This window comes from Candidatus Krumholzibacteriota bacterium, assembly GCA_016932415.1.
Lineage (GTDB): Bacteria > Krumholzibacteriota > Krumholzibacteriia > Krumholzibacteriales > Krumholzibacteriaceae > Krumholzibacterium.
The window spans coordinates 11,456-37,814 of sequence record JAFGCX010000007.1; the positions used below are offsets into that span (position 1 = coordinate 11,456).

17 protein-coding genes and 1 tRNA gene are annotated in these 26,359 nt (G+C 50.4%); 2 read left to right on the plus strand and 16 right to left on the minus strand.

The features are described 5' to 3' along the window. Positions 1-23: 23 nt before the first annotated feature. Together JW814_00860 and JW814_00865 are read right to left on the minus strand one after the other, a co-directional pair. The gene (locus tag JW814_00860; protein MBN2069977.1) at positions 24-1,691 is read right to left on the minus strand and encodes a methyl-accepting chemotaxis protein; all 1,668 of its coding nucleotides are present in this window, start codon (positions 1,689-1,691) and stop codon (positions 24-26) included. Beyond that, positions 1,691-2,557: a protein-glutamate O-methyltransferase CheR gene (locus JW814_00865; protein MBN2069978.1), complete on the minus strand. Its 867-nt coding sequence runs from the start codon at positions 2,555-2,557 to the stop codon at positions 1,691-1,693. The genes JW814_00860 and JW814_00865 overlap by 1 nt, the downstream gene beginning before the upstream one ends. A gap of 329 nt (positions 2,558-2,886) precedes the next feature. Between JW814_00865 and JW814_00870 the strand changes: the two genes are divergently transcribed. Beyond that, positions 2,887-3,867 (plus strand): PhzF family phenazine biosynthesis protein, encoded by a 981-nt coding sequence (locus tag JW814_00870; GenBank protein MBN2069979.1) that lies wholly within the window; start codon positions 2,887-2,889, stop codon positions 3,865-3,867. A 40-nt stretch (positions 3,868-3,907) separates the two neighbouring features. Here JW814_00870 and JW814_00875 read toward each other — a convergent pair whose 3' ends face one another. The 5 genes from JW814_00875 to JW814_00895 all read right to left on the minus strand — a co-directional run bounded on the left by JW814_00875 (position 3,908) and on the right by JW814_00895 (position 10,236). After that, the gene (locus tag JW814_00875) at positions 3,908-5,650 is read right to left on the minus strand and encodes a PAS domain S-box protein (GenBank protein ID MBN2069980.1); all 1,743 of its coding nucleotides are present in this window, start codon (positions 5,648-5,650) and stop codon (positions 3,908-3,910) included. A gap of 194 nt (positions 5,651-5,844) precedes the next feature. After that, positions 5,845-7,482 (minus strand): tryptophanase, encoded by a 1,638-nt coding sequence (locus tag JW814_00880; GenBank protein ID MBN2069981.1) that lies wholly within the window; start codon positions 7,480-7,482, stop codon positions 5,845-5,847. Beyond that, on the minus strand, positions 7,482-8,507 hold the full coding sequence (trpS, locus tag JW814_00885; protein MBN2069982.1) for a tryptophan--tRNA ligase: 1,026 nt from the start codon (positions 8,505-8,507) through the stop codon (positions 7,482-7,484). Before trpS ends, JW814_00880 begins: the two co-directional genes overlap by 1 nt. A 66-nt stretch (positions 8,508-8,573) precedes the next feature. Then, positions 8,574-8,647 (minus strand) — tRNA-Trp (locus tag JW814_00890). 137 nt (positions 8,648-8,784) lie between these two features. Continuing rightward, on the minus strand, positions 8,785-10,236 hold the full coding sequence (locus JW814_00895; GenBank protein MBN2069983.1) for an aminoacyl-histidine dipeptidase: 1,452 nt from the start codon (positions 10,234-10,236) through the stop codon (positions 8,785-8,787). Between the two features lie 327 nt (positions 10,237-10,563). Here JW814_00895 and JW814_00900 point away from each other — a divergent pair, with 327 nt between their 5' ends. After that, the gene (locus tag JW814_00900; GenBank protein ID MBN2069984.1) at positions 10,564-10,965 is read left to right on the plus strand and encodes a YjbQ family protein; all 402 of its coding nucleotides are present in this window, start codon (positions 10,564-10,566) and stop codon (positions 10,963-10,965) included. Positions 10,966-11,002: 37 nt separating this feature from the next. On the opposite strand, the gene JW814_00905 is transcribed toward JW814_00900, so the two are convergent. The 9 genes from JW814_00905 to JW814_00945 all read right to left on the minus strand — a co-directional run bounded on the left by JW814_00905 (position 11,003) and on the right by JW814_00945 (position 26,235). Beyond that, the gene (locus JW814_00905) at positions 11,003-12,238 is read right to left on the minus strand and encodes a hypothetical protein (protein ID MBN2069985.1); all 1,236 of its coding nucleotides are present in this window, start codon (positions 12,236-12,238) and stop codon (positions 11,003-11,005) included. Then, positions 12,231-12,566 (minus strand): hypothetical protein, encoded by a 336-nt coding sequence (locus JW814_00910; protein MBN2069986.1) that lies wholly within the window; start codon positions 12,564-12,566, stop codon positions 12,231-12,233. The genes JW814_00905 and JW814_00910 overlap by 8 nt, the downstream gene beginning before the upstream one ends. 63 nt (positions 12,567-12,629) lie before the next feature. Beyond that, positions 12,630-13,181, minus strand: a complete 552-nt coding sequence (locus JW814_00915) for a hypothetical protein (GenBank protein MBN2069987.1) — start codon at positions 13,179-13,181, stop codon at positions 12,630-12,632. A 15-nt stretch (positions 13,182-13,196) separates the two neighbouring features. Beyond that, positions 13,197-14,012 carry a hypothetical protein gene (locus JW814_00920; GenBank protein MBN2069988.1) on the minus strand — a complete coding sequence of 272 codons (816 nt, stop codon included), beginning with the start codon at positions 14,010-14,012 and terminating at the stop codon, positions 13,197-13,199. A gap of 504 nt (positions 14,013-14,516) precedes the next feature. Beyond that, the gene (locus JW814_00925) at positions 14,517-15,170 is read right to left on the minus strand and encodes a response regulator transcription factor (protein MBN2069989.1); all 654 of its coding nucleotides are present in this window, start codon (positions 15,168-15,170) and stop codon (positions 14,517-14,519) included. Further along, positions 15,167-17,305, minus strand: coding sequence for a PAS domain-containing protein (locus JW814_00930; GenBank protein MBN2069990.1), 2,139 nt, complete (start codon positions 17,303-17,305; stop codon positions 15,167-15,169). Before JW814_00930 ends, JW814_00925 begins: the two co-directional genes overlap by 4 nt. Before the next feature lie 130 nt (positions 17,306-17,435). Beyond that, positions 17,436-20,873 carry a UvrD-helicase domain-containing protein gene (locus tag JW814_00935; GenBank protein MBN2069991.1) on the minus strand — a complete coding sequence of 1,146 codons (3,438 nt, stop codon included), beginning with the start codon at positions 20,871-20,873 and terminating at the stop codon, positions 17,436-17,438. Then, on the minus strand, positions 20,860-23,922 hold the full coding sequence (locus JW814_00940; protein MBN2069992.1) for a PD-(D/E)XK nuclease family protein: 3,063 nt from the start codon (positions 23,920-23,922) through the stop codon (positions 20,860-20,862). The genes JW814_00935 and JW814_00940 overlap by 14 nt, the downstream gene beginning before the upstream one ends. A 105-nt stretch (positions 23,923-24,027) precedes the next feature. Then, positions 24,028-26,235 carry a hypothetical protein gene (locus JW814_00945; GenBank protein MBN2069993.1) on the minus strand — a complete coding sequence of 736 codons (2,208 nt, stop codon included), beginning with the start codon at positions 26,233-26,235 and terminating at the stop codon, positions 24,028-24,030. Between the last annotated feature and the right edge of the window lie 124 nt (positions 26,236-26,359).

Genomic DNA, 26,359 nt, shown 5'->3' on the forward strand with positions numbered 1-26,359 from the left:
CCGCTTACCTCTTTTTCACGCGATCAGCTTACGATCACTGCTTCATCTACCTTATCGATCATGGTGATTTTAAACCGGCCCACGTGTTCTCTGAGCTGGATAGCCATATCGCTGAGCTTTTGCGCGGAGGAAGCCACGTCTTCCATGCTCGAAGTCATCTGCTCCATCGAAGCGGCAGTCTCCTGCGTCGACGACGCGTTCTTCTCCGCGCTTGAAGAGATCTCATCGATCGAGCTGATCACATTCTTCATTCCACGGCTCAGTTCCTTGGTCGCGGCTGAAATACGCCTGGCCATGTCGCTTGAACTTTTCAACACTTCCACGATCTCGTTGAGAGATTCACCGGTCCTGGTGATCACTTCTTTACCCTCCGCAACTTCTTTTGAGCCAAGTTCTATGCTCTGAACGGCGGTTTGCGTGTCATCCTGGGTCTTTCTTATAAGGACTGCTATCTCTTCCGCGGCCTTCGCGCTGCCTTCGGCGAGTTTTTTTACTTCATCGGCCACCACCGCGAACCCTCTTCCCGCCTCGCCGGCTCTTGCCGCCTCGATCGCCGCGTTGAGCGCGAGCATATTAGTCTGGTCCGCTATATCGGTGATTACATCAACGATCTCCCCGATCTGGTTCGATCTTTCGCCCAGATGCCTTATGATCACTGAAGATTCTTTGGTCACGTCATAGATCGTGTTGATCTTCTGAACGGCTTTTTCGGCAGATTCTCCACCCTTGATAGCCGTTTCGGAAGCGTTTGTGGCGGCCGAGGCTGCCAGTTCGGCGCTGTTCGCGACCTGCTTGACCGAACGCTCCATATTCTTGATCTCTCTTATCGTGTCTTCCACCTTCTGGGCCTGAAGATCAGTCGACTTGGCGATCTTCTGGACCGTCATTGAAGTCTCTTCGGTAATCGAATTCATCTGTTCGGTGGAAGCGGAAAGGCTTTGGGCGGAAAAATTCACTTTGTCCGAAGTAGACCTTATGATATTTATTATCCCTGATATATTGGAGAACATTTCGTTCAGAGTCGCTCCCAGCCTCCCCAGCTCGCCGTCAGAGTTTATATTGATCTTCGTGGTCAGATCTCCCGCGTTAGTGGCAAGCACCCGGCTGGCTTCAAGCAGCTGCCTGACCGGTTTCTTGATCATGTAATGGATCTGGCAATAGAAGAAAGCGAATACGATGAAGAGGGATATCCCAGTGACGAGAATTATCCTTATAAACGCCGAAAAAGCGAACGCCCTGCCGGAACTGTCATAAGTCCATATCTTAAGCGTAAGATGCTCTTTTCCTCCAAGCGGTATTTCGTAGCTCTGGCCTTCAGCCCTTGCCTCATCGTCTGTTGCTGTTCTGTCGGCGTTTGCCTTTTCGTCGCTGAATTCCATTCCAGACATGGACAGGATGGTTTTTCCGCCTCGGTCGATCAGGTCGATTCGATCGAGCGATCCATGCCGGGCCTTCAATTCGGCATAGGCCAGGGCAAGATCTTCCTGCGATTCGCTTCCATCGATCAGGGCGGCCGCCTCGTTTATCAGCCCTGAAATATCTGCCTGGACTTCAACCAGGGTGTCTCTGGTCGAGTTGCCTGACAACCTGAACAACGAAAACGACATCCCCGCGCATATCAAAAGAGACACCAGCGACATTGTCACAAAGACCTTGCTGCTGAGTGTCCTTTTCGGATTGAAACGAATCATTATTTTCCTCCCTGGGTCTGATTTGAACTTTCTGCATCTTTCTTGACTATAAGCTTCCTGAAAATCTTGTTTCTTGGATCGACGATCTCGAACTGATCTCCTGAACCGGATTCAAGAGCCTCACTCTTGCCGAGGATAAGCAGCCCTTCATCGCTGAGAGCGCTGTGAAACCTGGAAATGACCTGCCCCCGTATATCATGCTCGAAATGAATAAGGACATTTCTGCAGACGATCAGGTCCAGCAGGGAAAATGGCGGCGGTGAAAAGAGATCATGGACTCGGAATTTTACCGATCTTCTTATCCGGTTGGAGATCCTGAACATCCCGTCTTCCGGTTCAAACGCCACCGATTTCATCTGAGCGGGAACCCGCGTGATCTTTTCTTCGGAATAAAGACCTGCCCTGGCAGTCTTTGTCGATTCTTCGGATATATCGGTCCCGAATACTTCCAGTTCCATTCCCGGCGAATATTTACTGAGCAGATAATCCATAAGGATGGCGAGGCTGTACGTCTCATCCCCGGTCGAGCACCCGGCGCTCCAGATCCTGACGACTCCGCCGTTTTCTTTTTTTCTTCCGATCAGTTCAGGGAATAAGACCGTTTCCAGCTTGCGAAAGACATCCTCGTCCCTGAAAAACCCTGTCACGTGGATCGTAACTATATCCTTCAGTCTTTCGATTTCTTCCGGATGTTCGTTAAGGTAGATGAAATACTCGTCGATGCTGTCGCACCCCACCATCTGGATCCTGTGCATGATCCTTCTCTTCATACAGGTAGTCCTGTACATCGACAGATCGATCCCGTAGCGGGAGTTGATATACCAGGTCAGTTCATTGATCTCGAGAACGCTTTCTTTCTGCTCCATATTACTCCGTAATCCGCGTTTGAATTTCCCCGATGTCGGAAATCTCTCAAGTTTTGAAATAATCCGCCGAAGAATGGCGGGGGATTATATCGGGAATCGATTTTGCAATTGCTGTACCACAAGGAGACTTTAGTCCCATGATCCTCGATGTATGTGAGTATTGAGGGGACTATATACTAACTGGCTGTATTTACGGGTTATTACAGCGATTAAGTAACGACGGGAAACAGCAGGAAAAGATACCGGACAAGCAAACAGGTGAAGACAGGATAGGGGAAAATGCACAACAAACTTGCTTTTTGCAACAGAACAATTAAAAGGAGTCCACGATGCCAAGATTAACGATCAAACAGGTTGATGCTTTTACAACTAGTCCGTTCTGTGGTAATCCGGCTGGTGTCATAACCGATGCGGACGGGTTGACATCGGATGATATGCTTAAGATCGCGGGTGAGATGAACCTTGCCGAGACAGCTTTCGTTACAATGCCTTCGTCACCTGAATCAATGTTCAGAATCAGGTATTTCACTCCCACCGAAGAAGTGGACCTGAGCGGTCACGTAACTATAGCATGTTGTTACGCTCTTATAGAAGATATGAGGATCGATCTCAGGAACGGAAAGACCACCGTCGGATTTGAGACGAACGTCGGCAATATTTCCGTGGAAATCGATTTTTCCCTCGGGACGATTTCCGGCGACTCGGGCGATTCGATCGAGATCGAGACTGCCAACGGGAGGGGAACGCTCCACAAGATAATGATGAGACAGACTATCTCCGATTTTCATCCATCGATCGTCCCTCTCGATCTCCTTTCAGACATACTCGGACTGGAGAAAAACGATATACTTGGCACCGGGCTGAGCGTCGAAGTCATATCAACCGGGCTTCATCAGCTGATGGTCCCCGTACAGAAAAAAGAGACGATACAGAACCTCAACCCCGATCTCATCAAACTCGGCCTGATGAATAAAAAGTACGGTATCGATACGAATCATATCTTCACCCTCGACACTTTCAATGAAGATTCGGTGACCTACTCGAGGCATTTCGCTCCCGCGGTAGGGATGTGGGAAGATCCGGCGACCGGTACGGCCGCGGCAGGACTGGCGACTTATCTTCTCAGGCATGGTATCGTCAGTTCTGATTCAATGATTATGGAGCAGGGGCGTGAAACCGATAATCAGGCGAAGATCCTCGTCGAGACGGATAACACAAGCGAATGCGATACGGTAAAGATCGGCGGACTTGCCGTCACGTCGATAGTGAGAGAACTGGTCATTGAGAACGAGATGATAGATATATCCTGAATTATCCGTTCGGCGAACAGGAGACCGGTCATTCAGACCTTTATCGAATCGCAATTTTCGTTTTTTCAGGTTGAAAGTTCGCCGTGAGCGGCAGGGAGAAATAGAAAGTCGCGCCCTTGTCTTTTTCACTTTCCACCCAGACATTCCCCTTGTGAAGTTCGATATAATGCTTCACCAGGCGGAGGCCTATGCCCAATCCGTTTGACGATCTCGAACTGCTTCCATCCACCTGGGTGAAGTTGTCAAAAATCGAGGCGGCATTCTTCATGTCTATACCGGGACCATCATCACAAACAGTCACTATCGCGTCTGCTTCAGCCCTGGAGGTCGATATCAAGACATTCTTTCCACCAGGAGTGAATTTTATCGCGTTATTGATCAGGTTCACGACGACCTGTTTCACTCGCAGGGGGTCGAATCTCATAATAGGGATCGAGTCATCAAGATCGATTATGATCCTGACATTCTTCTGAACAGCAAACGGTTTTGTTATAGTGACCGCGGCAGACGTCACTTCGTTGATGCAGCTTTCGGTTATGTCGAGCATCGTTTCCGACACTTCCAGTTTGGACAGATCGAGAAGATCGTTTATCAGTTTCAGAAGATCTTTCGATTGCATGTCGATTATCTCGAGAAATTCCTTGCTTGTCTCGTGATCGACCGGCAAGGCGCTGTCGTTCAAAAGAGTATCCGTATAGGCCATGATCACCGAAAGAGGAGTCCGCAATTCATGGCTTATTCTCCCGAGAAACTCGCTCTTGAGTTGATCGAGTTCCATCAGTTTTCTGTTGCTCTCTGTCAATTCGCGATTCTGTATGGTGATCCTGTCTTCAAGCATCTTTCTGTCAGTCACGTCATGTCCGACAACGAGGAGATACGGATGGCTCTTTATTCCGATGACGCTGAAATTGAAATCAAGGTAGACTGTCTCACCATTTTTTCTAAGGTAGGGTATCTCCACCGCTTTTGTGATCTCTCCCCGCATGACCTTGCCAAAATTCTGTACTACTGCCTCCCTACGCTCTGGTACGGCAAAATCAGAGGGGACCCTGCCAATCACCTCATTCTTTGAATATCCGAATATCTTTTTGACCGCGTCGTTGCATTCGATTATCACTCCTGATATATCAAGAAGCATGATCAGGTCATCGGCAGTCTTCATCAGAATCTGATACTTCTCCCCAAGACCCTTCAGATCCTGTAAAAGCGCTGCCTTTTCGATGGCGATAGAGGTCAGTTCGCTGAATCTGATGAGCAGATCGAGGTCGGTGAGAGAATAGTTATCTTCTTTGAATGAACCAAAATTGACAGTTCCGATGAGGGCGTTTTTAGTAATAAGAGGAACTACGATATCCGATTTAAGCAGATCCTCCTTCATGATCTCACTGAACCGCTGATCAGCCGGGATATTACTTCTCAGAACGGGCGTCCTGTTTATAGCGACCCAGCCCACGAGGTTTGATTCATCCAGTGGGACATATCGCCCCTCACCTCTCTTGTCCCCATTTTTTCTGTAAACATGCCTCAGGAACAGGCAGTTCTTGTCTTTGTCATATACCGCGACGCATCCGATATCAAAATCAAGGATCCTTGACATCTCTACCGTGATCGTTGAAAGAATATCTTCAAGATCAGTCTGCGAACCTATAGCGTTTATGATCCTGATTACCGCGGATAGCTCTGTGTTCTCCCCGGCTTGCCCGTACCGGGGCGCTACCCGGTCATCACGCTGCCGCGGGCCGGATGCATTATCAATATCGATCCTTTTCTCGTCTGTACTCAAATCCGCCATTCTTTCAAGGAATCATAACCCGGTACAATTCTCACCTTTTCCTGAATAAAGCAGGAAATATTCCATTTTCAGGAAAATCACGTTTGAGTATATATAACCAGGCCAGACAGGCTTTTAAGGATATCGGAGCGCGTTGATGAAAACGCTTCGTGGAGTCATAGGAATGCAGAAATGATCAGAACTTGTCATTTAAATGAAAACCTGCTTTTGAAATGCCTCATGCTCAGGTCGCGTCCATATTCGATATTCACTCCAGGGACCATATCCCTGTTCTCCGAGATCACCCTTACTACCTCGGCGAGAGAAAAGAGGTCCTGATCCTCATATGCCAGCCTGGGAACAGCAGCCCTTATATAGTTGACGCGGGGATTGGGAGGAGATTCTGTGCCGTCCTTGTAGCTGCCGAAAGCATAAAGGCCCAGTTCACATACCCTGTGTCCGGCGATCAGGATCAACGCGGCCATCGAGATCCCCTTGAAATCATCATCGACCGCCTTCATGTCGAAGAACCGATCGACATCGATATATACTGCGTGGCCACCGATCGGTCTTATCACGGGAATTCCCAGCTTGACCAGTTGAGCCCCGAACCTCTCCACCTGGCCGACCCTCGCGGCGAGGTATTCCTCCCGGACGACCGTTCGGAGTCCTTCACTGATCGCTTTGAGGTCCCTCCCGGTCAATCCTCCATATGTCGGATGCCCCTCGGCCATTATCTGGTAATCTGTAAGTCCCTCGGAAAAATCGGGGTATCTATCGGTAAAGAGGCTTTTACTCTTGACGATCAGGGCGCCTCCCATATTGACAAGTCCGTCTTTTTTAAGGCTTATGTGAAAACCGTCGACATGACTGAACATCTCGTGGACAATTTCCGTTATCGACCGGTCGGAATAAGCCTTTTCGTTCTTCTTGATAAACCAGGCATTTTCCGCAAATCTGCAAGCGTCGAAGAAAAACGGAGTCTTGTATTTTTTGGTGATCTTCCTTATCTCGGCTATATTCGCCATCGATACCGGCTGTCCTCCACCGGTATTGTTCGTTATGGTAAGATATACGAGTGGGACTCTCGCCCCATCGTTTGCCAGAAGGTTTTCCAGTTCCCCGACATCCATATTCCCGCGGAAAAGAAAACTCTCATCCTGGGCGAGATGTTCCCCGCAGGGCATATTGAGGGGTATCATCCCCTTGTTTTCGATATTTCCCTGGGTAGTGTCAAAATGAGAATTGCTCGGAATTATACTCAGCGCACCCGTCTGAGCGGCTTTTTCACCCGACATCGACACAATCTTCGACTCGACTCTTTCCTTCAGTTCCCTCAGCAGGTCTCCGGAGAGATTACTCGCTGGGCTTTGCTCCCTTGAGCGCAGATGATCTTTAAGAACGGAAAAGAAAGCGTTCTCTGCCGCTCTGCCCTGGTGAAAAAGAAAAAGATTTTCCGATGATCCCCCGCGGGAATCATCATCGATCCATCCTGGTCCGAATGTCCGGCCTATCTGTTCCTTCAATTCGAAATAACCTTCGTTCGAGCCGTACGCTTCATCACCGGTCATCATCGCCGCCCACTGTTCTATCGTCATGGTGGTCGTCCCCGAATCCGAGAGAAGATCGCATCCCGGGATCATATCTGCCCTGAAAAGAAAGGTATTAAGGCCGGCTTCCTTTACGAGGATATCCCTTCTCTTCTCGAATTCATCGATTGAACAGTTTCTCAGCCGTACAGCTGCGTTTCTGTACGGGCGGGGACGGAAATACCGTGGCATTTCACTTTCCATGGAGAGACCATCTTTGAATTTCCCGATAAAATAATCAGTAATGTCAGACATTATAGTCTCTCCCTTGTAGGCAGGTTCATGACTTCCCTGACTTCCTCCAGAGTCGCCCGGGCGATCTTTTCCGCTTTTTCAGCGCCGGATCTGAGGATCTCACTTATGGTCCCGGGGTTTTCCTCGAGTTCTTTTCTTTTTTCACGCACAGGCCTGAGAGCGCCATTCATCTTCTCGGCAAGCTCCTTCTTGCACTGGACGCATCCCCTCTCACCATTTTCACATTCGATCCTGATCCCCGGGAGTCCGGCTTTATTATAGATGTCGTGGAAAGCGAAGACTACGCAGCCGTCAGGATGGCCGGGATCGTCTTTTCTTATCTTTACCGGATCAGTAAACATGTTTTTGATCTTCTGCAACGTCTCCTCTTCGGAGAAAGAGAGGGCTATGTAGTTCCCTGAGCTCTTGCTCATCTTCTTTTCCACGCTGTCAATGCCGGGAACTTTGGGAACTTCGGTCAGGAGCGCTTCCGTAATGGGAAAGACGTCTTTTCCGAAGAGACTGTTGAACCTCTGTCCCAGATCCCTCGTCATATTCACGTGGACTTCCTGATCCTTGCCGACAGGCACGAAATCGCCCTTGTACGCGAGGATGTCAGCTGCCTGTAAGGTCGGGTAGCCCATCAATCCATAACTGGGAGATTCGATCTTGTATCCCTGGACCATTTCCCTGAAAGTCGGATTTCTTTCGAGCCAGCCTATCGGGGTGATCATGGAAAAAAGAAGGTGAAGTTCGGCTACTTCCGGAACATGAGATTGTATGAATATTGAAGCTTTGTCCGGGTCAAGCCCACCGGCGATCCAGTCTATCGCGATCTCCCTGACATTGTTCCGCAGTTCCCCGACATTCTCATATCCGACAGCTCCTCCACCACCGGGAGTCGTCAGGGCGTGCCAGTCGACTATGAAGAAAAAACACTCGTACTTGTCCTGAAGATCGACCCAGTTATTCAGCGCTCCGAGCAGGTTGCCAAGATGCATGCTTCCAGTGGGCCTCATCCCGCTGGTGACCCTTTTTACGCTCAATACTCACTCCTTCGCTGAAAGACCCGGTCCGTCCGATGATGTGATTGTATGGAAACTTTGAGAATGTAGGGGTGGCAGGACTTGAACCCGCAACCCCCGGTTTTGGAGACCGGTGCTCTAGCCAGTTGAGCTACACCCCTGTAATCATCATTTTGACACGGAATAATAACATTTATTTTCATCAAGTCAAGTCATTTGGACCGCTTTTCGGCTTGAAACGATTCCCGGGACGCCAAACGGAGTCCCGGGACGGATTATTATCGATCAACCGCTTTTCTCACGCCAGTTCCTTCAGAACCGCGCCAAGAAGAATCCAGAATGTCTCCACTGACGGAATATTCACCCTCTCTTCGGGAGAATGAGGGTGCTCTATCCATGGACCGAAGGAGACCATATCCATTCCGGGATACTTCTCTCCGATTATTCCACACTCGAGCCCCGCGTGGATCGCCTTCATCTCCGGTTCCTTGCCGAAGACATCCTTATGCACCTTTTTCACTACCTTGAGGATATTGGAATCAAGATTCGGCATCCAACCGGGATATGGATCGTTCTCTACCACGTCGGCACCTGCCAGGCGGGCTGTCGCCGAGATCCTGTCCCTCAGAGCCTGAAGAGCCGATTTGATCGATGACCTGGTAGAAGTCCCGATAGTCACCTCATTGCCGCCTGTCACTATCGTAGCAAGGTTATTCGATGTCTCCACCAGTCCTTCGATATCATAACTCATATTCTCGACACCGTGCGGAAGAGCAAGGAGAAGCTGTATGAGCGTCTGCTGGCTCTTTTCATCCATCACCTTCGGATTGGCAGTATCGGACGGCTCGATGGTAACTGCGAGCTCTTTTTCCCTGCCGCCAAGCTCGATCCTGATCTTTTCGACCTCGTCCTCTATCAGGCTGGCAAGGTCGTCAACGGCCGTTTCGAGTACATTCAACTGCGCGAACGCTTCGCGCGGGATCGCGTTTCTCTTGTTCCCGCCCTTTATCTCTGCCAGATGTACCGGTTGCGTCTTCATCGCGGTTCCCAGTATCCGCGTCAGAACCTTGATCGCGTTGCCGCGCTGTTCAATTATATCTATTCCTGAATGTCCTCCCCTGAGTCCCGACACCTTGACTGTATAACTTTTCGTGCCAGCCGGAGGATCGACCAGCGAGATGGGGAATTTGATCGTGGTGTCCCCGCCGCCGGCGCAACCGATATATGCCGCCCCGATCTCCTCGCTGTCAAGATTAAGCAGGGTCATACCCTTTATAAAACCTGGCTGAAGCTGAGCGGCGCCTGTAAGTCCTACCTCTTCATCGACAGTGGCAAGCACTTCGATAGGTCCGTGGACGAGATCTTCAGCTTCCGATACTGCCAGGCCGGCGGCAAGACCGATACCGTTATCAGCGCCTAGAGTCGTACCTATCGCGGTAAGCCATTCTCCCTCTACCTGGACCTTTATCGGATCCTTGAAAAAATCATGATCCACATCGGAATTCTTTTCTCCAACCATATCGAGATGTCCTTGGAGCACGATCGTCGGAGCTTTCTCGTGTCCTTTAGTAGCGGGGATCCTTATGACTATATTGCCTCTTTCATCTTTATCCGCTTCAAGCCCCTTGCTTTTGGCGAAGGAAAGAAAGTATTCTCCCAGTTGAGTCTCATTACCCGAACAATGCGGGATGCTGAGGATCTTTTCAAAATGCTTCCAGAGTTCTTTTGGTTCAAATCCGCCCAACGACATGACTGTGACCTCCTTTTAAATATCACTTACGGCAATCAACGCTTCCGAACGTGGCGCTTCCGCGCCAGCTATCGCTATCTCCCGGATCACTTGAAATTCAAATATTATTCAGATTCACCGGGAAATGAATTATACGTAAAGCGCGGTATATGGTCAAGCTATCCTTCTGGCTGAGCTTCCACGATATCCGGGTGATCTATACCGACGATCTTCCGCGGGTTCCAGTCGCGCAAAAGGCTATCCACTCCTGAATTGTCATGACTACCAGCATCGGCGATGATATCATAACATCTGGAATTCTGAAAAAGATAGACGGGAGGAGAAAGGATGCTGCGCGAAATATCGGTAACTACCGGAAAGAGAAATGAGATGCTCGATATCACCGGAGAGATAGAGTCTGCCGTCTCCGAAAGCGGGGTAAGGGAGGGAGTATGCCATATATTTGTCCCGCACACGACAGCAGCAGTAACTATAAACGAAAAAGCCGACCCGGATGTCGCGCGTGACATCTCATCCACTCTCGAAAAAATAGTCCCCGCCGGATGGGGATACCGGCATGGGGAGGGAAATTCAGACTCGCATATCAAATCTTCACTGGTCGGATCATCGGAATGGACGATCATCACCGAAGGCCGGCTGCTGCTCGGAGTGTGGCAGGCTGTTTTTTTCTGCGAGTTCGACGGTCCGAGAAAAAGAAAGTGCTATATACGGATCTCGAAGGACGGTTGAAAGCCGAGATCAGGTCATTGGAAAGAAGGGGCTGCCTTCACCATGGATAAAGGTCAAAGGTAAATCCAAGAGAGATCTTTTCCTCGAACTCGAAGAGCGGGAATCTTCTCCCCCTCTCTACGGTGAATTCCAGATCGGGATGGTACGATCTCCCGCGGGGGTGTTCGAGCATATCCCTGAGAAGAAGCCTGACGCTGACGGCATACAATGTCCTGATCCTGCCTCCCAGGGAAGATGGCCAGAATGATTCGTCAGCGCAGGATATCTGGAAGCCACCAAGCACGGTCCAGGTGAACCTCCCTTTCACCGACGGCGAATCAAAACCGAACGAATCGGTCTTCCATAGATCACTGGCGCTCGAGTCGAACCACGCGTATCCGACAGACAGATCCACTCCCTTGAAGACGCTTGATCCATCTATATTCACGTTATCGAACAGGTTGTCGAAACGAACTGTCATCCCCGCCAATATAGACTGGGAATATAACAGTCCGCCTTTGACTCCTGCCGACTCTTCTTCACGCCTGTGGGCATATTCAAGCTCCGTTGTATATTTCAATATACCGGACCTGATCGAAGAAGAGACAGAGGCTCCCAGCGACCTTCTTGCAGTTTCCGATCGAGGCCCCGATCTTTCGGGATAGACCACCTTGTCAAAATCGAATCGCGGCGATACCATAAAAAGACCGCTTCCGAATCGAGGTTCGATCTCTATCTCGCTTGTTGTTTTATCCGAAGAAAGATCGTACCCGTAAACAAGCCTGTTAAGCCTGTAATATTCTCCCTCTGTCGAAAATGCCGGGGCTATGAATCTTTTTATAAATCCCCCCTGGCGTGAAGAAGTGGCGGGATCGTATATAAATGGATCGCAGATCTGATCGATCACCACTTCACCCTCCTCACCCTGCCTGTATACTACCCTGTAGCATCTTTTACCCTTGAGCTTTCCCGATGACAGTATCACTGTCCTCGCTCCCGAAAATGTCGATACGAGCCTGACCCCGGAAGGAGAAAACGCCTCATCATCGCGGTCGAGATCGATGACGGTAAACGCTTCCGGCGGGAAATCCTCAGCTTCGCGGCTGTCCTCTTCACCGGAAGAAAGCGGGAGTTCTATCCAATAATGGCCGCGGTCGAAATAGACCGCTCCCTCACCGGTGAAAATGGAGGCATTGATATGTCGTGGAAAGACAGGCGCTGATAAAAGAAGCAGAGTGGCTATTATTATTTTCAACCGCCCAGCAAGTTGCCGGGGCAGCTCCTTTTCAGCCATTTTCTCTTTTCCCCCTGATTTCTTTGAACGCGCCGGCGCGAAGAAGCCTTTCAGCAAACTGGGGGAGTATCTCATCCCGGTCAAAAAGAGATCTGACTTTTGATTCTTCGAGTCCGGTCCTTTCGGCTATCGCGCCGAGGATCTCGACAAGAGTCTGTTCGTCGGGGATATACTGGCTTAACAGGTGTTTCAGCGCCGGAACCTGCTCCCGATCGATATATATCTCATGGAATATTTTCTCCCCTATGGAAGACCGCAGGGCGAATTCCTCCGCGATTACGGCAAAGATCTTTTTTCTCAGTTCAATCCATCCGTATCTTTCGTTCATCGAATCCACCTTCTACCTGTCAATCGCCTGGACACGACAATAATAAAAGAAGGAACGATCAGATCAGAAGAGATAGAAGATCGGAAAGAGCCCCTCCGTCTCTCGTTCGAGATAAGCTATGAAATATATGTCATCAAGGTGGATGATCCCGTAAACAGGCTCGGTAGTTTCGACTTCGATCAGTGCCTTGAGAAAGAACATCTCCTGCTTTATTCCCTTATGGAGGAGTTCAGCGTTGAATATCTCGACAACATTGTGCTGATCCTGCTCGGTTATTAGAACGGTAGTAAGATACTGATTGATTTCGGCATTTTCGATCCCCTCCGCGCCACTTTCCAGCCCAATATAGAAATCGACTGTTATTTCGAAGTCGCCGGAGGCATAGATCGTATCAGCGAATATATCAGCGTAAAGATCGGCGCGGGTGATATCGAATTCATCATTTCTGACCTCTTCAGGTACATCTATCACTATTTCCCCATAATAATCGCCGCCGAGTCCCGAAAAGGGAATCGGGGGAAAATCCTGCGGGTCCGACCTGTTCGTGACTTCAAGGGTCGACTTACACCCCGACAGCAGAACCAGTACTATTACAAGAATTGCCAGTCGCTTCATTACAGGCTCCTTCGATCAGAATCTCCAGAAAAGGGAAATATGAGGGAGCACGGGGATATCTATATCTTCATCAAGGGAGATCCCGGGCCATAATACTCCTGCCTGAAAAGCAAACGATCCTCCCACGCCCACCTGGACTCCGGCTCCACCTCGAGCTCTCCCGTAGGAGAGGTCGCTTCCAAGTTCCAGCATAAATTTCAGATGATCGAAAAGATCGACATCAGCTCCGAAAAGTATCGATCTATGGGACGCGGTCTCTCTGAAGGCGACCTCTATTCCCATTGAATCGCCGTCAGATCCCATATCGACCGGCTCATCGGTCTTAAGGTGGCCTTCAAGACGCCTGTACTGAAATCCCGCGTGAAAACGCAGCCTGTCATTTATTTTTTTGCTCGCTGAAATAAACCAGCTCAATATATCCAGACCGGAACTGATCGACATCTTCTCTTCGGTAAAGGCCTGCTCCATGACTATATCAACAAGATAGTCTGATGAGACAAGATTGTAATATCCCATCCCCGTTGAAAGAGCGGGGAAAGGGCCTTCATCGGGAAGTATCCCCACCTTGACCTGGCCGTTTACAAGGGTAAGCATATCCATTAGCGTGTTCGTGGTAATCTGCACCCGGCCAAAAAGGCCTATTCCTGAATCACCAAGACCTATCTTCGTATTCTGCCCGTTCCCGAGAAGGTACCCTGTCTCAAGGTTCATCAGTTTGACCGGGAAAATCGAATGAGGCGGTTGATCGGCAACCGATCCCGCCGTGAAAAGTGATAGTAAAAGAGCGGCGATCAGCGCGGCTTTGCAGATTGTGGTATGATTTATCTTCATTCCTGTACCAACGATTTTTTACTTCTGAAATGAAATCGAACCCGCGCTGATTATATTCGAATAAAAGGTGATTGTCCAACATAAAAAATGCCGCCTGCATTCAACCACAGCTCCTAAGAAGTGGAAAGCGATCCTAAGGGACTCTCAATGGAGCGTTGAAGGTCGAACCTGAGTGATCAGGCGGAAGCTTCTCCATATTAAGCGGCTCATCTCCTAGGGGAAGAGATGGGGTTTTGGGTAGGCAGGAAAAACTTCCATTAACCAGGCGGCAAACCTTGTTTTATTTATTTTCTATCCTTGTTACCTGCAGGCACCTCCCCGGGCACTCACATATTATACCCCTCGGACGAAGAGCATGTTCCTTTTTTCGATTCATTTTTTTCCTAAAAACTGATAGCCCCGCCTGAAATATTCTCCAGACACAATAAGCATACATCATATGCGCTATTCAAACAATAGGAAATGATCCTTATTTTTACTGATAGAACGGCTGATCGAAAAAGACTAGACGCTATCGACAAGGCCTATTTTAACCGCGTACATGACCAGTCCGGCAGTCTCGTGAATATTGAGTTTGTTCATAATATTCGCCCTGTGGTTTTCAACGGTCTTCTTGCTGATAAAAAGTTCTTCCCCTATCTTCTGGCTTGTCAGACCCTCGGCGATATATTGAAGTATCTCTCTTTCTCTCTTCGTAAGACGGCTGAACTCGTCCGCTTTCTTTCCTGATTTTTTCAGTTTCCTGTAGTTGATCAGCACGTCTTCAGGGAAGTTCGAACTGATATATATCTCTCCGCTGAAGACAGCGCCGATGGCATCGAGAAGATCCTCGGACGCAGTGTCCTTGACGAGGTATCCGTCAGCTCCCGCGTCAAGCGATTCATAGACATATATCTCGTTTGTATGGATCGTAAGCATGATCACCTTGATCGAGGGATGCATCTTCTTGATCTTCCTCGCCGTCTCTATCCCCCTGAGTTTTGGCAGGCCTATATCCATTATCACCAGGTCGGGATGCGTTTTATCCACTATAGTGATCGCGTCGCGGCCATTGTCCGCTTCACCGACTATCTCGTGATTCTCATCCTCAAGAATCTTTCTGAACCCTTCCCGTACGATCGTATGATCTTCGACAAGTACTATTTTTACCTGATTCATCGTGATCCCTCCAGTGGAAGTGTTACCCTTATTCGAGTCCCCTCTCCGGGAGTGGAATGTATTATAAACCGTCCGTTCTGGCTGTTGACTCTCTCTCTCATCCCCACAATACCCAGACCTTTCAGACCTTCATCAGAATCCAATTCGAACCCCTTCCCGTCATCGACCACGCTCATAATAACATCAGGATATCCTTTTGTCAGCTTTAACAAAACATTTTTTGCGCGAGAATGGCGCACGACATTTGTAAGAGACTCCTGGATAATACGATACAGCGTCAGAGATAATTGCTGGTCGATCCGCTCATCCCATCCCGCGGTTTCAAAAGCGATCTTTATCCCAGTGTTACGCACGAAATTGTCGATGTACCACTGAATAGTTGGAATGAGCCCGAGGTCTTCGAGCATCGCCGGATGAAGCGAATATGATACCTGCCTGACCGTTTCCGTCAGGCCGTGGATCTGTTCTCTTATTCGCTTGACCCTGTCGAGAGTCTCGGTATCGTCAGCTTCTATCTTCTTTTCGAGAAGTGAGAACTCTCCCTCGATAACGATCATCGACTGCCCTATCTCGTCATGCAGGTTAAGAGCGATATGGCTCCTCTCCTCTTCTATGGACCTGATAAGCTGACCCGCGAGCTTTTTCAGGTCAGTTTCGTATTTCTGCTGGGCGGAAAGAAGGTCCTGCCTTTCGAGCTCGATTTCCAGCTGCATCTGAATCGTCTTGAAAAAATCACGGATCTCCCCGGCGATCACCTGTTCCCCGCCCAGGCAGAGAACGATATTCGCCTTGAAGGTATTACCGGCGAATATCGGTATAGACAATGTCTTCGATATCCCGGCTTTCTTGCGGAACTCGATGATCTCCGGATCATCCACTGGAAACTCATCCTCGGGGATAAACAGATCTTCCGTTTCCATGATCGCCGAGACCATCTCGTCTTTCATCGGCATTCTGCATACCGGATCGGCTGTCCTTGCGTCTATCCCCCGGAGGATCCTGCATTCAATAAAGGCTGACCCTTCGGCCGGAAAATATACGCCTCCTTTATTGAGACCACTTTCCTCAAGAAGAATATCGATCACCTTTTCCATGATGATCTCAAGGCCGAGAGGGTCCTCGAATATCTTATGGATCCGGTTGAGGACCCTTAATTCCCTGTTCCTGTTCTCAAGCTCTACTTCGGCTTGTTTCCTCCGGGTAATATTCTTTGCCGCGCTTATGAACTCGACTCCACCCCTCCCGTCATCTCCAAGTGGTTTGCCATATATCTGTAACCATTTTTCTTTATTATCCCTGCTGATTATCCTTAATTCCTCGACAGATTCCACGTTCAGGAAATATGCGTCTATATGCCTCAGCATCTTTTCCATGTCATCAGGATGAATCGCGTCGAAGAGCGCGCTTCCATCGCTGCCCTGATCTATCCCGACACCGGCTATATCTTCGAAACTCCCCTTGCTCCACTTTATGATCATTTTCCGGTCGGGATAGATGCTCCCGCCAAAAGTAAAATCAGATGTAAGTCCGGCGACGAACCTGTACCTTTCCTCTGATTCTCTCAGGGCCTCGACTGCTTCCCTGCGCTCGGACATCTCTTTTTTCAATTCCATGTTCATCATCTCGAGTTGAAGAGTGCGCTTGTTTACGAGATCCTCAAGCTGGGTCCTGTACTGCGACAGTTCTTTTTCCGCCTGTTTTCTCTGCGTCACGTCAAATGTGAACGCCATGACGAGATCCGGCTCACAAAAAATGAATGTTATATCCATATCCCATTCTTTTTTGAGAAACTGCCCCCTGATCTTTACCTCTCTGTCAAATATCCCTCTTTCCCTGGCACATCGCCTCATCACCTCGAACACAGCGTTGTTATCCTTATGAAACTCACTTGCCTTTATTCCGATCAATCTTTCAACGTTACCTCCGGATATCTTATTACCTTCCTTGTTATAATCGACCAGCACCAGGTCATCTCCCGCTTTTTTCCAGACGAATACGGGAACAGGTATGTTCATGAACTGACCTCTCGCGACATCGCGTGATTTTTTCAGAGAAGCTTCAGCAGCGGCCCTTTCCTTCCGTTCCCTGTCAAGTTCCTCTCTCAGTCTTCTTATCTGTTCTTTTTCTTCGGTCATACCTTCAGCTCCATCTGCAGTCGAGTCCGTCCCCGCAATCCTTTCCCGTATCATACCAGTTGCCGGCAGATACTGCCAGCATGGGATAACCTGTTTTCGCGCGCAACGCGGATAACATTTCCCGCGCCTTTCACCTGATGACTGTTTTTCCAAGCCGGTTTGCCGCTGTCTTTATCGCCACGGCGGTATTTTCGAGAAGAGAGGCAGTGACCTTTATCCTTCTTTCCACTCCAGGCCTCGCGAAATAAAAGACAATGCCGCCGGACAGATCCAGACCTGCCTTCCCGGCTGCAAGAGCGTATATGCTGCCCTGGATCGAGCAGGCATCGAACCGGGCGTCAACCATGCCGGCATCCAGGTCATCGGTCTTGTAGTCGACGATCGTCCATATCCCGCCTTTTTCGAAAAGCAGATCTATCCTGCCATCGACGAAATATTCAGCCGGCCCCGGACACTCTCGCCCCTCAAACTCTCGACCGAAGAAGGGAAGCGTGAAAGGCACTTCGCGCAGTATAGTCCGGGCCGTTCCCGCTTCTTTCAGCACTGGCGACGACATCGCTTTTTCGACCAGGCCACCAAGCTCAGCCCCCGCCATACCGATTCCGAACCTCGAGGCGACCTGTCCGGCAAGCCCTGTTATATCTCCTTTTTCCGGCATACGCACCAGTTCCATTATCCTGTGAAAAGCAGACCCGAAAAGAAGAGGATCTGTCTTGTCACCTTCACCTGATCGCCCCGCCGGAAAAGCCGCTTCATGAGATAAAAAGCTTGATGGCGTGATAAATACTCTTTTCCTCTTTCCGGCAACGAGAGCACTGTCTGTCCTTTCCCTCCAACTGTTCCTCATCTCCTCTATCGATCGCCGGTTTTTGCTTTTCTTGTTCACAGGATCGGAAAAAGGCCGGGACCTGTAAGACAACTCGGGAAGGGACCCGGCGCTGACCCTTTTTATCAGACCGGCTGGACCGCAGGTACTTTTGACCCCGTTGCCATCCACCTGATCCTTTTCCACGGAATCTCCGCCATTTATACCATCCACGATATACTTCTCGATCAGGCTGTAATAAGAATCTTTTCTGGCAGTTTCAGGTATGACAAGGATATCCCTCGCTCTGGTCGCCGCGACATACAGAAGCCTTATCGATTCTGCTTCGTCTTTTAGCCTGTCCAGGGACAGTAACCGGGAAAAATCGCTCGTCTCCCATCCATTCCCCAGGTTTATGGAAAGTGCCTTTCCCCTTGAAATGATCGATTGAGGAGCCCTGTACCTTCTCTGCACGAGGTTGACGATGATCACGACGGGAAACTGCAACCCTTTCGACTTGTGTATGGTAAGAAGCCTTACGGCATCCTCGCTCTCATCCAGCGCCGGTGATTCCGACTCGGCGGCAGACACCTTTTCCTGGTCCCTCAGCCACCTCGCGAACGACCTGTAGGAATACCCCTTTTCACCGAATGTACGGGCGTTCTGGAGAGCTTTCTGTATATTCAGCGCCTGCTGGGCGCCATGGGGCCCAAGTACTGAAAGTTCGAGATATCCCGTTTCCCTGAGCAGATCGTCAAGAGTCCCGGCAGGCCCCCTGTCATTCCTGGCGAAGTGGAGTCTTCCAAGCAGCTGCAACGCCGACGCAAGATCTTCAAACTCCCCCTTTACGTCAGCCGGTTCTTCGAGATAATCGAATCTTCCGCCCCTTCTTTTATAAAGAAAAAGCTCCTCGTCACTGAAACCGAAAAGGGGAGAACGCAGGATCGAGACGATCGCCAGCGTGTCGTAAGGATCCTCGATCGCCCAGACTGCGGAGGCAAGGTCTCTTATTTCCTGTCTCGTGTAATAGAGTTTCCCACCTTCCACGATGTATGGGATGCCGGCATCGCGAAGAGGGTCCTCATAAAACTCGATACCGGTAGTTCCCCGGTACAGAAGAGCGATATCGCCATACCTTACCGGCCGTATCGCCCCGTCCTCCGGATCGGTGATATCATGGTTTTTTTCGACAAGATCCTTTATAAAACGAGCTACCGTCTCCCCTTCAGCTTCCCTGATCTTATCGCTTGTCTCAAGTGCAGATCCGATCTCCAGAGAGATCACCGCTTCGCCCTCCCCTCTCCTCGCCGCATCGACAGGCTGGTACCTCGGCTGATAAAATCCGCTCTCCGGCGGTCTGATCATACCGGAAAAGACTCCGTTCACCCATCCCGTTATTCCCGGAACGGATCTGAAATTCTGAAAGATGTCCAGGTGCTCTTCACTCGAGGTCAGCTTATGTTTAATCTTCTCATATATTTCAACGTCCGCTTTTCTGAAACGGTATATACTCTGCTTCGGGTCTCCCACGATGAATAATCTGCCCTCTTCGAGTTCAACCGGACTTCCCGCCGGACCGGATGCTGATAGAAGTATTATTATCTCGGCCTGCAGCGGATCGGTATCCTGAAATTCATCGACAAGGAAATATCGGTATTTATCCCTTAACGACCGGCGGGCGGAATCATCGTCAAGCAACTTGCGCGTGCATATCAACAGATCGTCGAAATCGAGAATGCTTTCCTTTTCTTTCCGTTCATCGACAAAATCGATAAATCCTCCAAGCCACTGCTCCAGTCCCCGGCTGACCCTGTCCATGTAAGATCTCATCTCTGACGACTGGATATCGCGCAATTCGCCGATGATCTCCTTCTGCCTGTCGCATGATTCACGGGTATCCCAGTTTTTGATCGCCCCGCTGTTTTTCGCCGGCATGGCTATTCGCAGGAGAAACTCCTCAAGTTCACGGCCCGAAAGACCTTCGATCCCTTGCAGGTCGCCAAGAAACCTTTTTATGTTTATCGCGCCTCTGTCGACCGGATCGTTGCAGCATGTATTGACGAGATGCTTCAATTCTGCCGCCCTTTCGATCACTCCCGCGGGAAACTCGCCGGGCTTTCTTCCGTTTTGCTCCTCCGGTGCCCCATTGTCATCCACTTCTCCATCGTCATAAAAAATGCCGGAGAGTACGCGGTCGGATCGGGATGAATAAAGATCAAAGGCGAGTGAGCGGAGCCTGTCTGTATTACCGCCGGAAAAGACCCAGCTCTGAATGAGCGGCTCGCGCGAAGATGCCGTCCGGGAAAGAAACTCATCCCACATCTCTTCAAGAAAAAGCAACCTGTCTATCTCATCTATCTGTCTGAAATCGGGATCGACCCCCGCTTCGATGGGATATTCCCTTAGAACCGATGAAGCAAAAGCATGTATCGTCGATATCTGCGCGTTTTCAATATTTTCTCCCGCCGCGGCGAATCTCGCCCTCTCATCGGCCGATATTTCAGGCGAACAGGCCAGGAGGCTGAGTTTTTCCCTCAGCCGTGTTTTCATCTCGCCTGCCGCCTTCTCTGTGAACGTTATCGCTACTATCTCGCCGCACAAAGCTCTCCCCGTTTTTATCAGGGAAAGATACCTGTCGACGAGGATAGTAGTCTTGCCGGTTCCCGCTCCCGCTTCCACGCATATCGTCGAATCGAGATCGTTGACCGCTCTTACTCTCGCGTCATGGTCTACAAGTATAAAATCGTTATCAGTTCTCTTCACTGCCGGGATTTCCTCTCAAAGCGATAAAATCGAGGCTCAGTCTGTCATGTTCACTCTTGCGCCTGAACAGCTTTTCTCTCGACGACAGGCAGGCTTCCTTAAGGCCGCAGAACCTGCATCTCTGACTGTCGGGATAAATAAAAAAATACCCCTTTTCTATCCCGTCAGTGATCAGATCGACTGCTTTCGAGAAGCCCGGGGCTTTTTCATTCCAGTCTTCCCCGCTGAATCTGACGACCCCTCTTGCTTCAGGGGTGATCTGCTGATACCAGGCCACCCCCTGTTCGACAGGTGAAACGAGCAGTTTTGACGCTGCCTGAAGATAAACGGGAAGTTGCAGGCTCGTGCCTCCCTGGATATCGTCATCTGTACCTTTCAGATTGCCGGTCTTATAGTCGATGACTCTGAAGCGGCCACCCCCGCCACTGTCGATCCTGTCTATCCTCCCGTGAAAGAATATTTCTCCCTTCCCCGTCCTGAACGACACCTTTTCGGAATCATCCCCGCCGAACGATGCTTCGTACCGGCAAGGGACCAGTCCATCCGATCTTCTCGCTTCATGTTCGAGATATCTCGTGACAGACCTGATCATCCAGTCCTTTTCCATATCCCAGAATACCGGCAGACCTACCGGCCTGCTGTCCTCGTACCTTGCAAGCGCCTGGTCAATCGATCCGCGTGCCGTGTCGAGAGCCGGAGCGATATTATTCCCCGAAAGAGGCAAATACTTTTTCTCTCCAAGTCTTCTGAAGACATCCTCGAGGAGAGAATGGACGAGCCTTCCACGTTCGAGCCGATCTATAGTAAGTATCCGTTCAGGTTCGGACACCGATTCGACGCCAAGCATCTTTTCAAGAAAATACGAAAAGGGGCATCTTGCCCAGCTTTCGAGAGAAGTCGCCGAAAATGACCACTTTTTCTCATCGAGGATCCTTTTCGATTCTTCCCGGGCCCGCTTCGAGCTGAATACGGCGTCATAGGGAGTCAGCCTGTCGTTCTGCCAGCGAGCTTTCGATAACATCAGTCCCCTTTTGAAAAACCGGTTCGATAATCCCTCCGCTCCCTTCACCCCTTCCGAGGCGACAAGAATGATATCGAACTCCCTCTCGCTGACCGGTTCGACTTCTTCAGTCGTCCTCATCCTTCCCGATATCCGTTTTTCCACACATTGGCCGCCTGATGAACCGCCAGAAAACTTCTCTTTCACGAAACGGATGAAGGAAGATCCAGCCCTTTCCCTTCCCGACCGACCCTCCACTCTGGGACGGCTGCACACGACAAGTTCCGACGCTGATTCGATAATAAGATTGAAAAGCAGCACCTGTTCCTCGTACCTTTCACCTTTTTCTGGAAAAAAGGCATCCGGTGTGGCGATCTGCCCGATCACTCTTCTTTCGCCATCCTTGAGGAATGGATCCTGCCTTATCCTTCCCGGCAGGGAGCTCTGTGTCATCGAAGGTATGAATATTACTCTGAACCGAAGCCCTCTCGCCTCTACCGGAGTAAGCACGCTGATTCCTTCTTCCCTGACGCGCTCTCTTTTAACAAGAGCAGAATCGACAGCTTCAGTAAAAACGCGCAGGAAGAGTTTATAGGAAACAGCGCCTGATATCCTGTCCAGCCCGGCAAGACTTTCCACAAGTCCTTTTAACGCCTCGACACTTTCTGAATCATCGAATAACTCCGATACCAGGGCCGACAACCGCGAAGAATGATCTGACCAGGATGAAGAAGCAGAAAAACGTCGCGAGGCAAGCGATATTTTTTCAAGCAGGCCACCGACGAATCTGACCGACGAGACTGATCCCGGTTTTCCGACTCCTCTTTTTTCCTCCCTGATCAATCTTTCCAGCAGTTCGGTGTTTTCGACGCCCCATCCCCTCTCGCCTGTCATCCCCGCTTCGGCGCTTTTTCTGATCCAGAGAGATACCGGGTCGGCAGCTCCGGCTCCGCAGGAAGACAGATCGAGGGGAGCCGCCGAAAGAAACTCCACGAGATCAGCCCTCCTCACCTCTCCCGCGAGAAGACCGGTGAGTTTCAACGCTCCCCTGGCCGCCGGATCATATTTCATTTCCACGCGGCCTGACAGCGTACACGGAATACGCGCTTCTTTAAAGATATCAACCAACAGATTCCTGTCTGTTTCCGGCAGCGCTATCACCGCCATCTCTTCAAACCTGACTGCCTCTTCACCGGCAAGCAAAAGAGCTCTTCTGGCAATCTCCCTGTATTCATCTTCGTCGTCGCGGACGCTGAGGATCTCCGCTGAGGGCAGGACTCTTTTATTGGCGCTGGAAAGCATCGACAGTTCGAACCCATCCCCGGTAGCTCTGTCTATCAGCCGCCTCGCGAACCTGTATTCCTTTCCATCCCCAAACGGGACAAAAAGAGTCGTCTCGCGTTTCATGGCTATCGCCGAAAGGACCTTCCACTGCTCCTCGTTAAAATCATAGAATCCATAAGCGATGAAAGGAACGTCATACCCTTCCAGGTTTATGACTTCAACCGAATCTATAAATTCAGAATGAATATCCCCGCCGGCATCGTCTATCATCTTCCTGTACTCAGCATAGGCCGGCAGAAGCGCCGCTATTCGCGGCAACTTTTTTTTCAGCCCCGGATCGGCGCAGATCCGAACGGCGCCCGGCCCCGAAAGGCCTGCCTCGGCAAAACTTGTAAACGTCCTGAGTATCGCTGCCGCGAATCCCCTTGTAGCGGAAGTCTTCTCGAGATATCGGGGCAATACGCCGGAAGAAGCCATCCTCTCTATGATTATTTCTCCGGCGAACGGAGGTAACGGATCGCTCGAATGCGGAGTCTTTTTTTCAGTGACTTTTTTTAAAAGGTCGGGGAATGTCATGAAATCGATATTGAAAAGTACCGGCGACTCTTCGGAGATCCTTCTCCTGAGATATTCTCCCAGCCTGTTTGAACCGGTAAGTATATCGATCCGAACCACTGCGTCGGTGGCCCTGATTCGAGTGATTTTATCTGTCAATTCTCTTTCCAGGAGAGAACCTTCGCCCGCGGCGATCACTTTTCCAAACATTTATCCATATTAAAGGAGGCCGGGTGATCAGGTCTATAAGAAAGGTGCGCGCGCGAAGAGTCGCGCGCGCCATGAACAGGAAAGTGGGAAGACCCTATGAAAGGATCAACCGCTATCTGCCATCCTTCTTCTCATTATGATCGCTGCCGTGAGGATCATGGCAAGGACCAGGCTCGTTATCACAGGCGCCGAGAAGAGAGGAACAGGTACAGGCTCGACGACATGGATCTCCTGGACGCATGTGTCGTAGACCGTTCCTGTAATATCCCACGCTATTATGGTGAGGATGTCGTAATCGCAGATATCCGCCGCGCCGGCATTGATGATGCCATATACATCAAGGCACTTTCCGCCAGGAACGCCGACGATCGTACCGCTCTGGCTGATCGCAGGTCCCACGACCCCCGTGCTCGTGATGTAATAGTTATAGTCTGTCGGGGCCGCGCATGGATCACCGTTGCATATCGAGAAGGGGATATACGCCGCCGTCAGGCCCTGCTCTACCAGATACAGGGTGTCCTGAAGTACATATAGCGCCGGAGGCGATTCGATTACCATCAGTTCCGAACATGAGAGCGAATACTGCTCGCCGCCCCCGTAAGTGTTCGGGTCCACGCAGTCTCCGCAATCGGGAGCGCATACTCCATTGACGTCGCAGTAGTTCATCTGCGCGCAGAGATTGTTCGTCGTTCCAATCTGGGCGTCGCACGGGACTGTTATGCAGACTTCGGATACATAGTAGCTCGCGTCGCCGACTATGAAACATTCGCCGTGGGAGAATGTCGTTCCGACTATCGGCCATCCGAGGTCGTCTGAATAATGGAGACAAAATGTGTCTTCGCCCGCGTTACAGGTAGATATCCACGAGAAGTTCGTCGCGGCGACTTCGTCGCAATAGGTCTCGCCCCTGATCACGTTCGCCGTAGTGTAGAAACCGAAGAAGAATCCCGGATCGCCTTCTTTCGAACATTCCCCGGCGACGATCTCGGGCCCTACGCGTCCGCGGATCCCCACGTCGCCCATGTCGTGTCCGTCGGTCCCGAGAGAAGTGTACGTCGCCCCGGTAGAACTGACGAATGTCTTTCCGGTCTCCCATGGAGTATAGTTATCCATAGGGATCGGATAGGCGTAACCGTTATTGAATTCGACTTCCAGATATATATCGTCACCCATCGTGAGAGGTATCGGAGTCGTCAGTTTGACGCTGTAGTACCCTTCTTCCGAAATCGATTTTACTATAGGGCCGGCAAGAAGGTTCGACAGGGAGGAACCGTTGAAATCGTCAAAGACCTTTACAGTATACGTTCCAGGAGCAGCCACTGCCCAGAAATCAACCGCGTATAGGTATTCGTCGGCGTTAGCCGGCGTCAGAACGATCATACCCCAGTCATCACCATCGCTGTAACCGACCGAAGTCCACCAACCGACTTCGTCATAGTAGTAGATCGTCTCATTCGGATCGAATTCCTTGTAATCCGTTATGACGTTGGTGTTGCTTCCGATCTGAGCGTTCTCATACTCGATATAGAAAAATCCATTGTCGCCCCATCCGGTGCCCCATGAATTTTTGACGATCCAGGCGCCGGCGCCGGAGCACATATCGTCATCCCAGCCTACGATAAGCACTCCATGGTTCGTGTTTTCCGTACCGACGTAAGTCATGCAGTAAGACCCGTCATATGTGCTGAAGCCGGGAAAACTCGCGTACATCGATGTATAGACCGGACCCCACGCCATAATAGCCGCTTTTATCGCGGCAACATCGTTCGGAATGACTCTCCACTCGGTCACCTGTTTTCCGAAAGAACAGGCGAAATTGTTGCATGTCGAGTTCGGGCAGTCGCCGGGATAAGGATCGCATGTCTCATCGACCGATCCGAGAAGTGCAAGATAGTTCGTCGTCCACCATGCGTTTCCGCCATAGTTGCAATCCTGAGAGACCGGGTTGCATGACTGGATATTGAACTCGGAAAAATCATTCACGACACTTTCATTGATAAGGACTGTCGCTTCAAGGTTGCCTATCGCGGCAAAACACCAGCAGGTGCCGTAGGGGTTCTGGTTCTTGACAGGAGTCACTCCGCCGAGAGCCCGCCAGTCCCATGTAGAGGCCAATCCCATGAACCTGCCTGGAATAGCCTTGATGTGCGAGAGGTCCATCGGGGGCGGAACATACCCGAACTGCGGATCTCCACTGGATACTGCCGCAGGATTCTTCGGGGCGGCGACAGGCCTCTGCGCCAGGATCTCCGCCGATGTCATCGCGACAATGGCGAAGACCAGCAGAGAGAGAAGTAGCAATTTAGATTTCATTGTATTGATTCTCCTTACACCGATTTGAGCAGCTTTTGCTTCATACTACCCGCCGCCAACGCAGCCGGCGGAGCGTGGCTTGCACCGTCTCACCTCCTTCTGAAAGCCCCTGAAAAAATATGAA

Excerpts from the sequence above, each read along its gene's own strand:
- JW814_00940 (MBN2069992.1), bottom strand. The coding sequence starts at position 23,922 with ATGTTTGGAAAAGTGATCGCCGCGGGCGAAGGTTCTCTCCTGGAAAGA.
- JW814_00870 (MBN2069979.1), top strand. The coding sequence starts at position 2,887 with ATGCCAAGATTAACGATCAAACAGGTTGATGCTTTTACAACTAGTCCG.
- JW814_00925 (MBN2069989.1), bottom strand. The coding sequence starts at position 15,170 with ATGAATCAGGTAAAAATAGTACTTGTCGAAGATCATACGATCGTACGG.
- JW814_00920 (MBN2069988.1), bottom strand. The coding sequence starts at position 14,012 with ATGAAGATAAATCATACCACAATCTGCAAAGCCGCGCTGATCGCCGCT.
- JW814_00860 (MBN2069977.1), bottom strand. The coding sequence starts at position 1,691 with ATGATTCGTTTCAATCCGAAAAGGACACTCAGCAGCAAGGTCTTTGTG.
- JW814_00930 (MBN2069990.1), bottom strand. The coding sequence starts at position 17,305 with ATGACCGAAGAAAAAGAACAGATAAGAAGACTGAGAGAGGAACTTGAC.
- JW814_00865 (MBN2069978.1), bottom strand. The coding sequence starts at position 2,557 with ATGGAGCAGAAAGAAAGCGTTCTCGAGATCAATGAACTGACCTGGTAT.
- JW814_00945 (MBN2069993.1), bottom strand. The coding sequence starts at position 26,235 with ATGAAATCTAAATTGCTACTTCTCTCTCTGCTGGTCTTCGCCATTGTC.
- JW814_00895 (MBN2069983.1), bottom strand. The coding sequence starts at position 10,236 with ATGTCGTTGGGCGGATTTGAACCAAAAGAACTCTGGAAGCATTTTGAA.
- JW814_00905 (MBN2069985.1), bottom strand. The coding sequence starts at position 12,238 with ATGGCTGAAAAGGAGCTGCCCCGGCAACTTGCTGGGCGGTTGAAAATA.
- JW814_00880 (MBN2069981.1), bottom strand. The coding sequence starts at position 7,482 with ATGTCTGACATTACTGATTATTTTATCGGGAAATTCAAAGATGGTCTC.
- JW814_00900 (MBN2069984.1), top strand. The coding sequence starts at position 10,564 with ATGCTGCGCGAAATATCGGTAACTACCGGAAAGAGAAATGAGATGCTC.
- JW814_00915 (MBN2069987.1), bottom strand. The coding sequence starts at position 13,181 with ATGAAGCGACTGGCAATTCTTGTAATAGTACTGGTTCTGCTGTCGGGG.
- JW814_00910 (MBN2069986.1), bottom strand. The coding sequence starts at position 12,566 with ATGAACGAAAGATACGGATGGATTGAACTGAGAAAAAAGATCTTTGCC.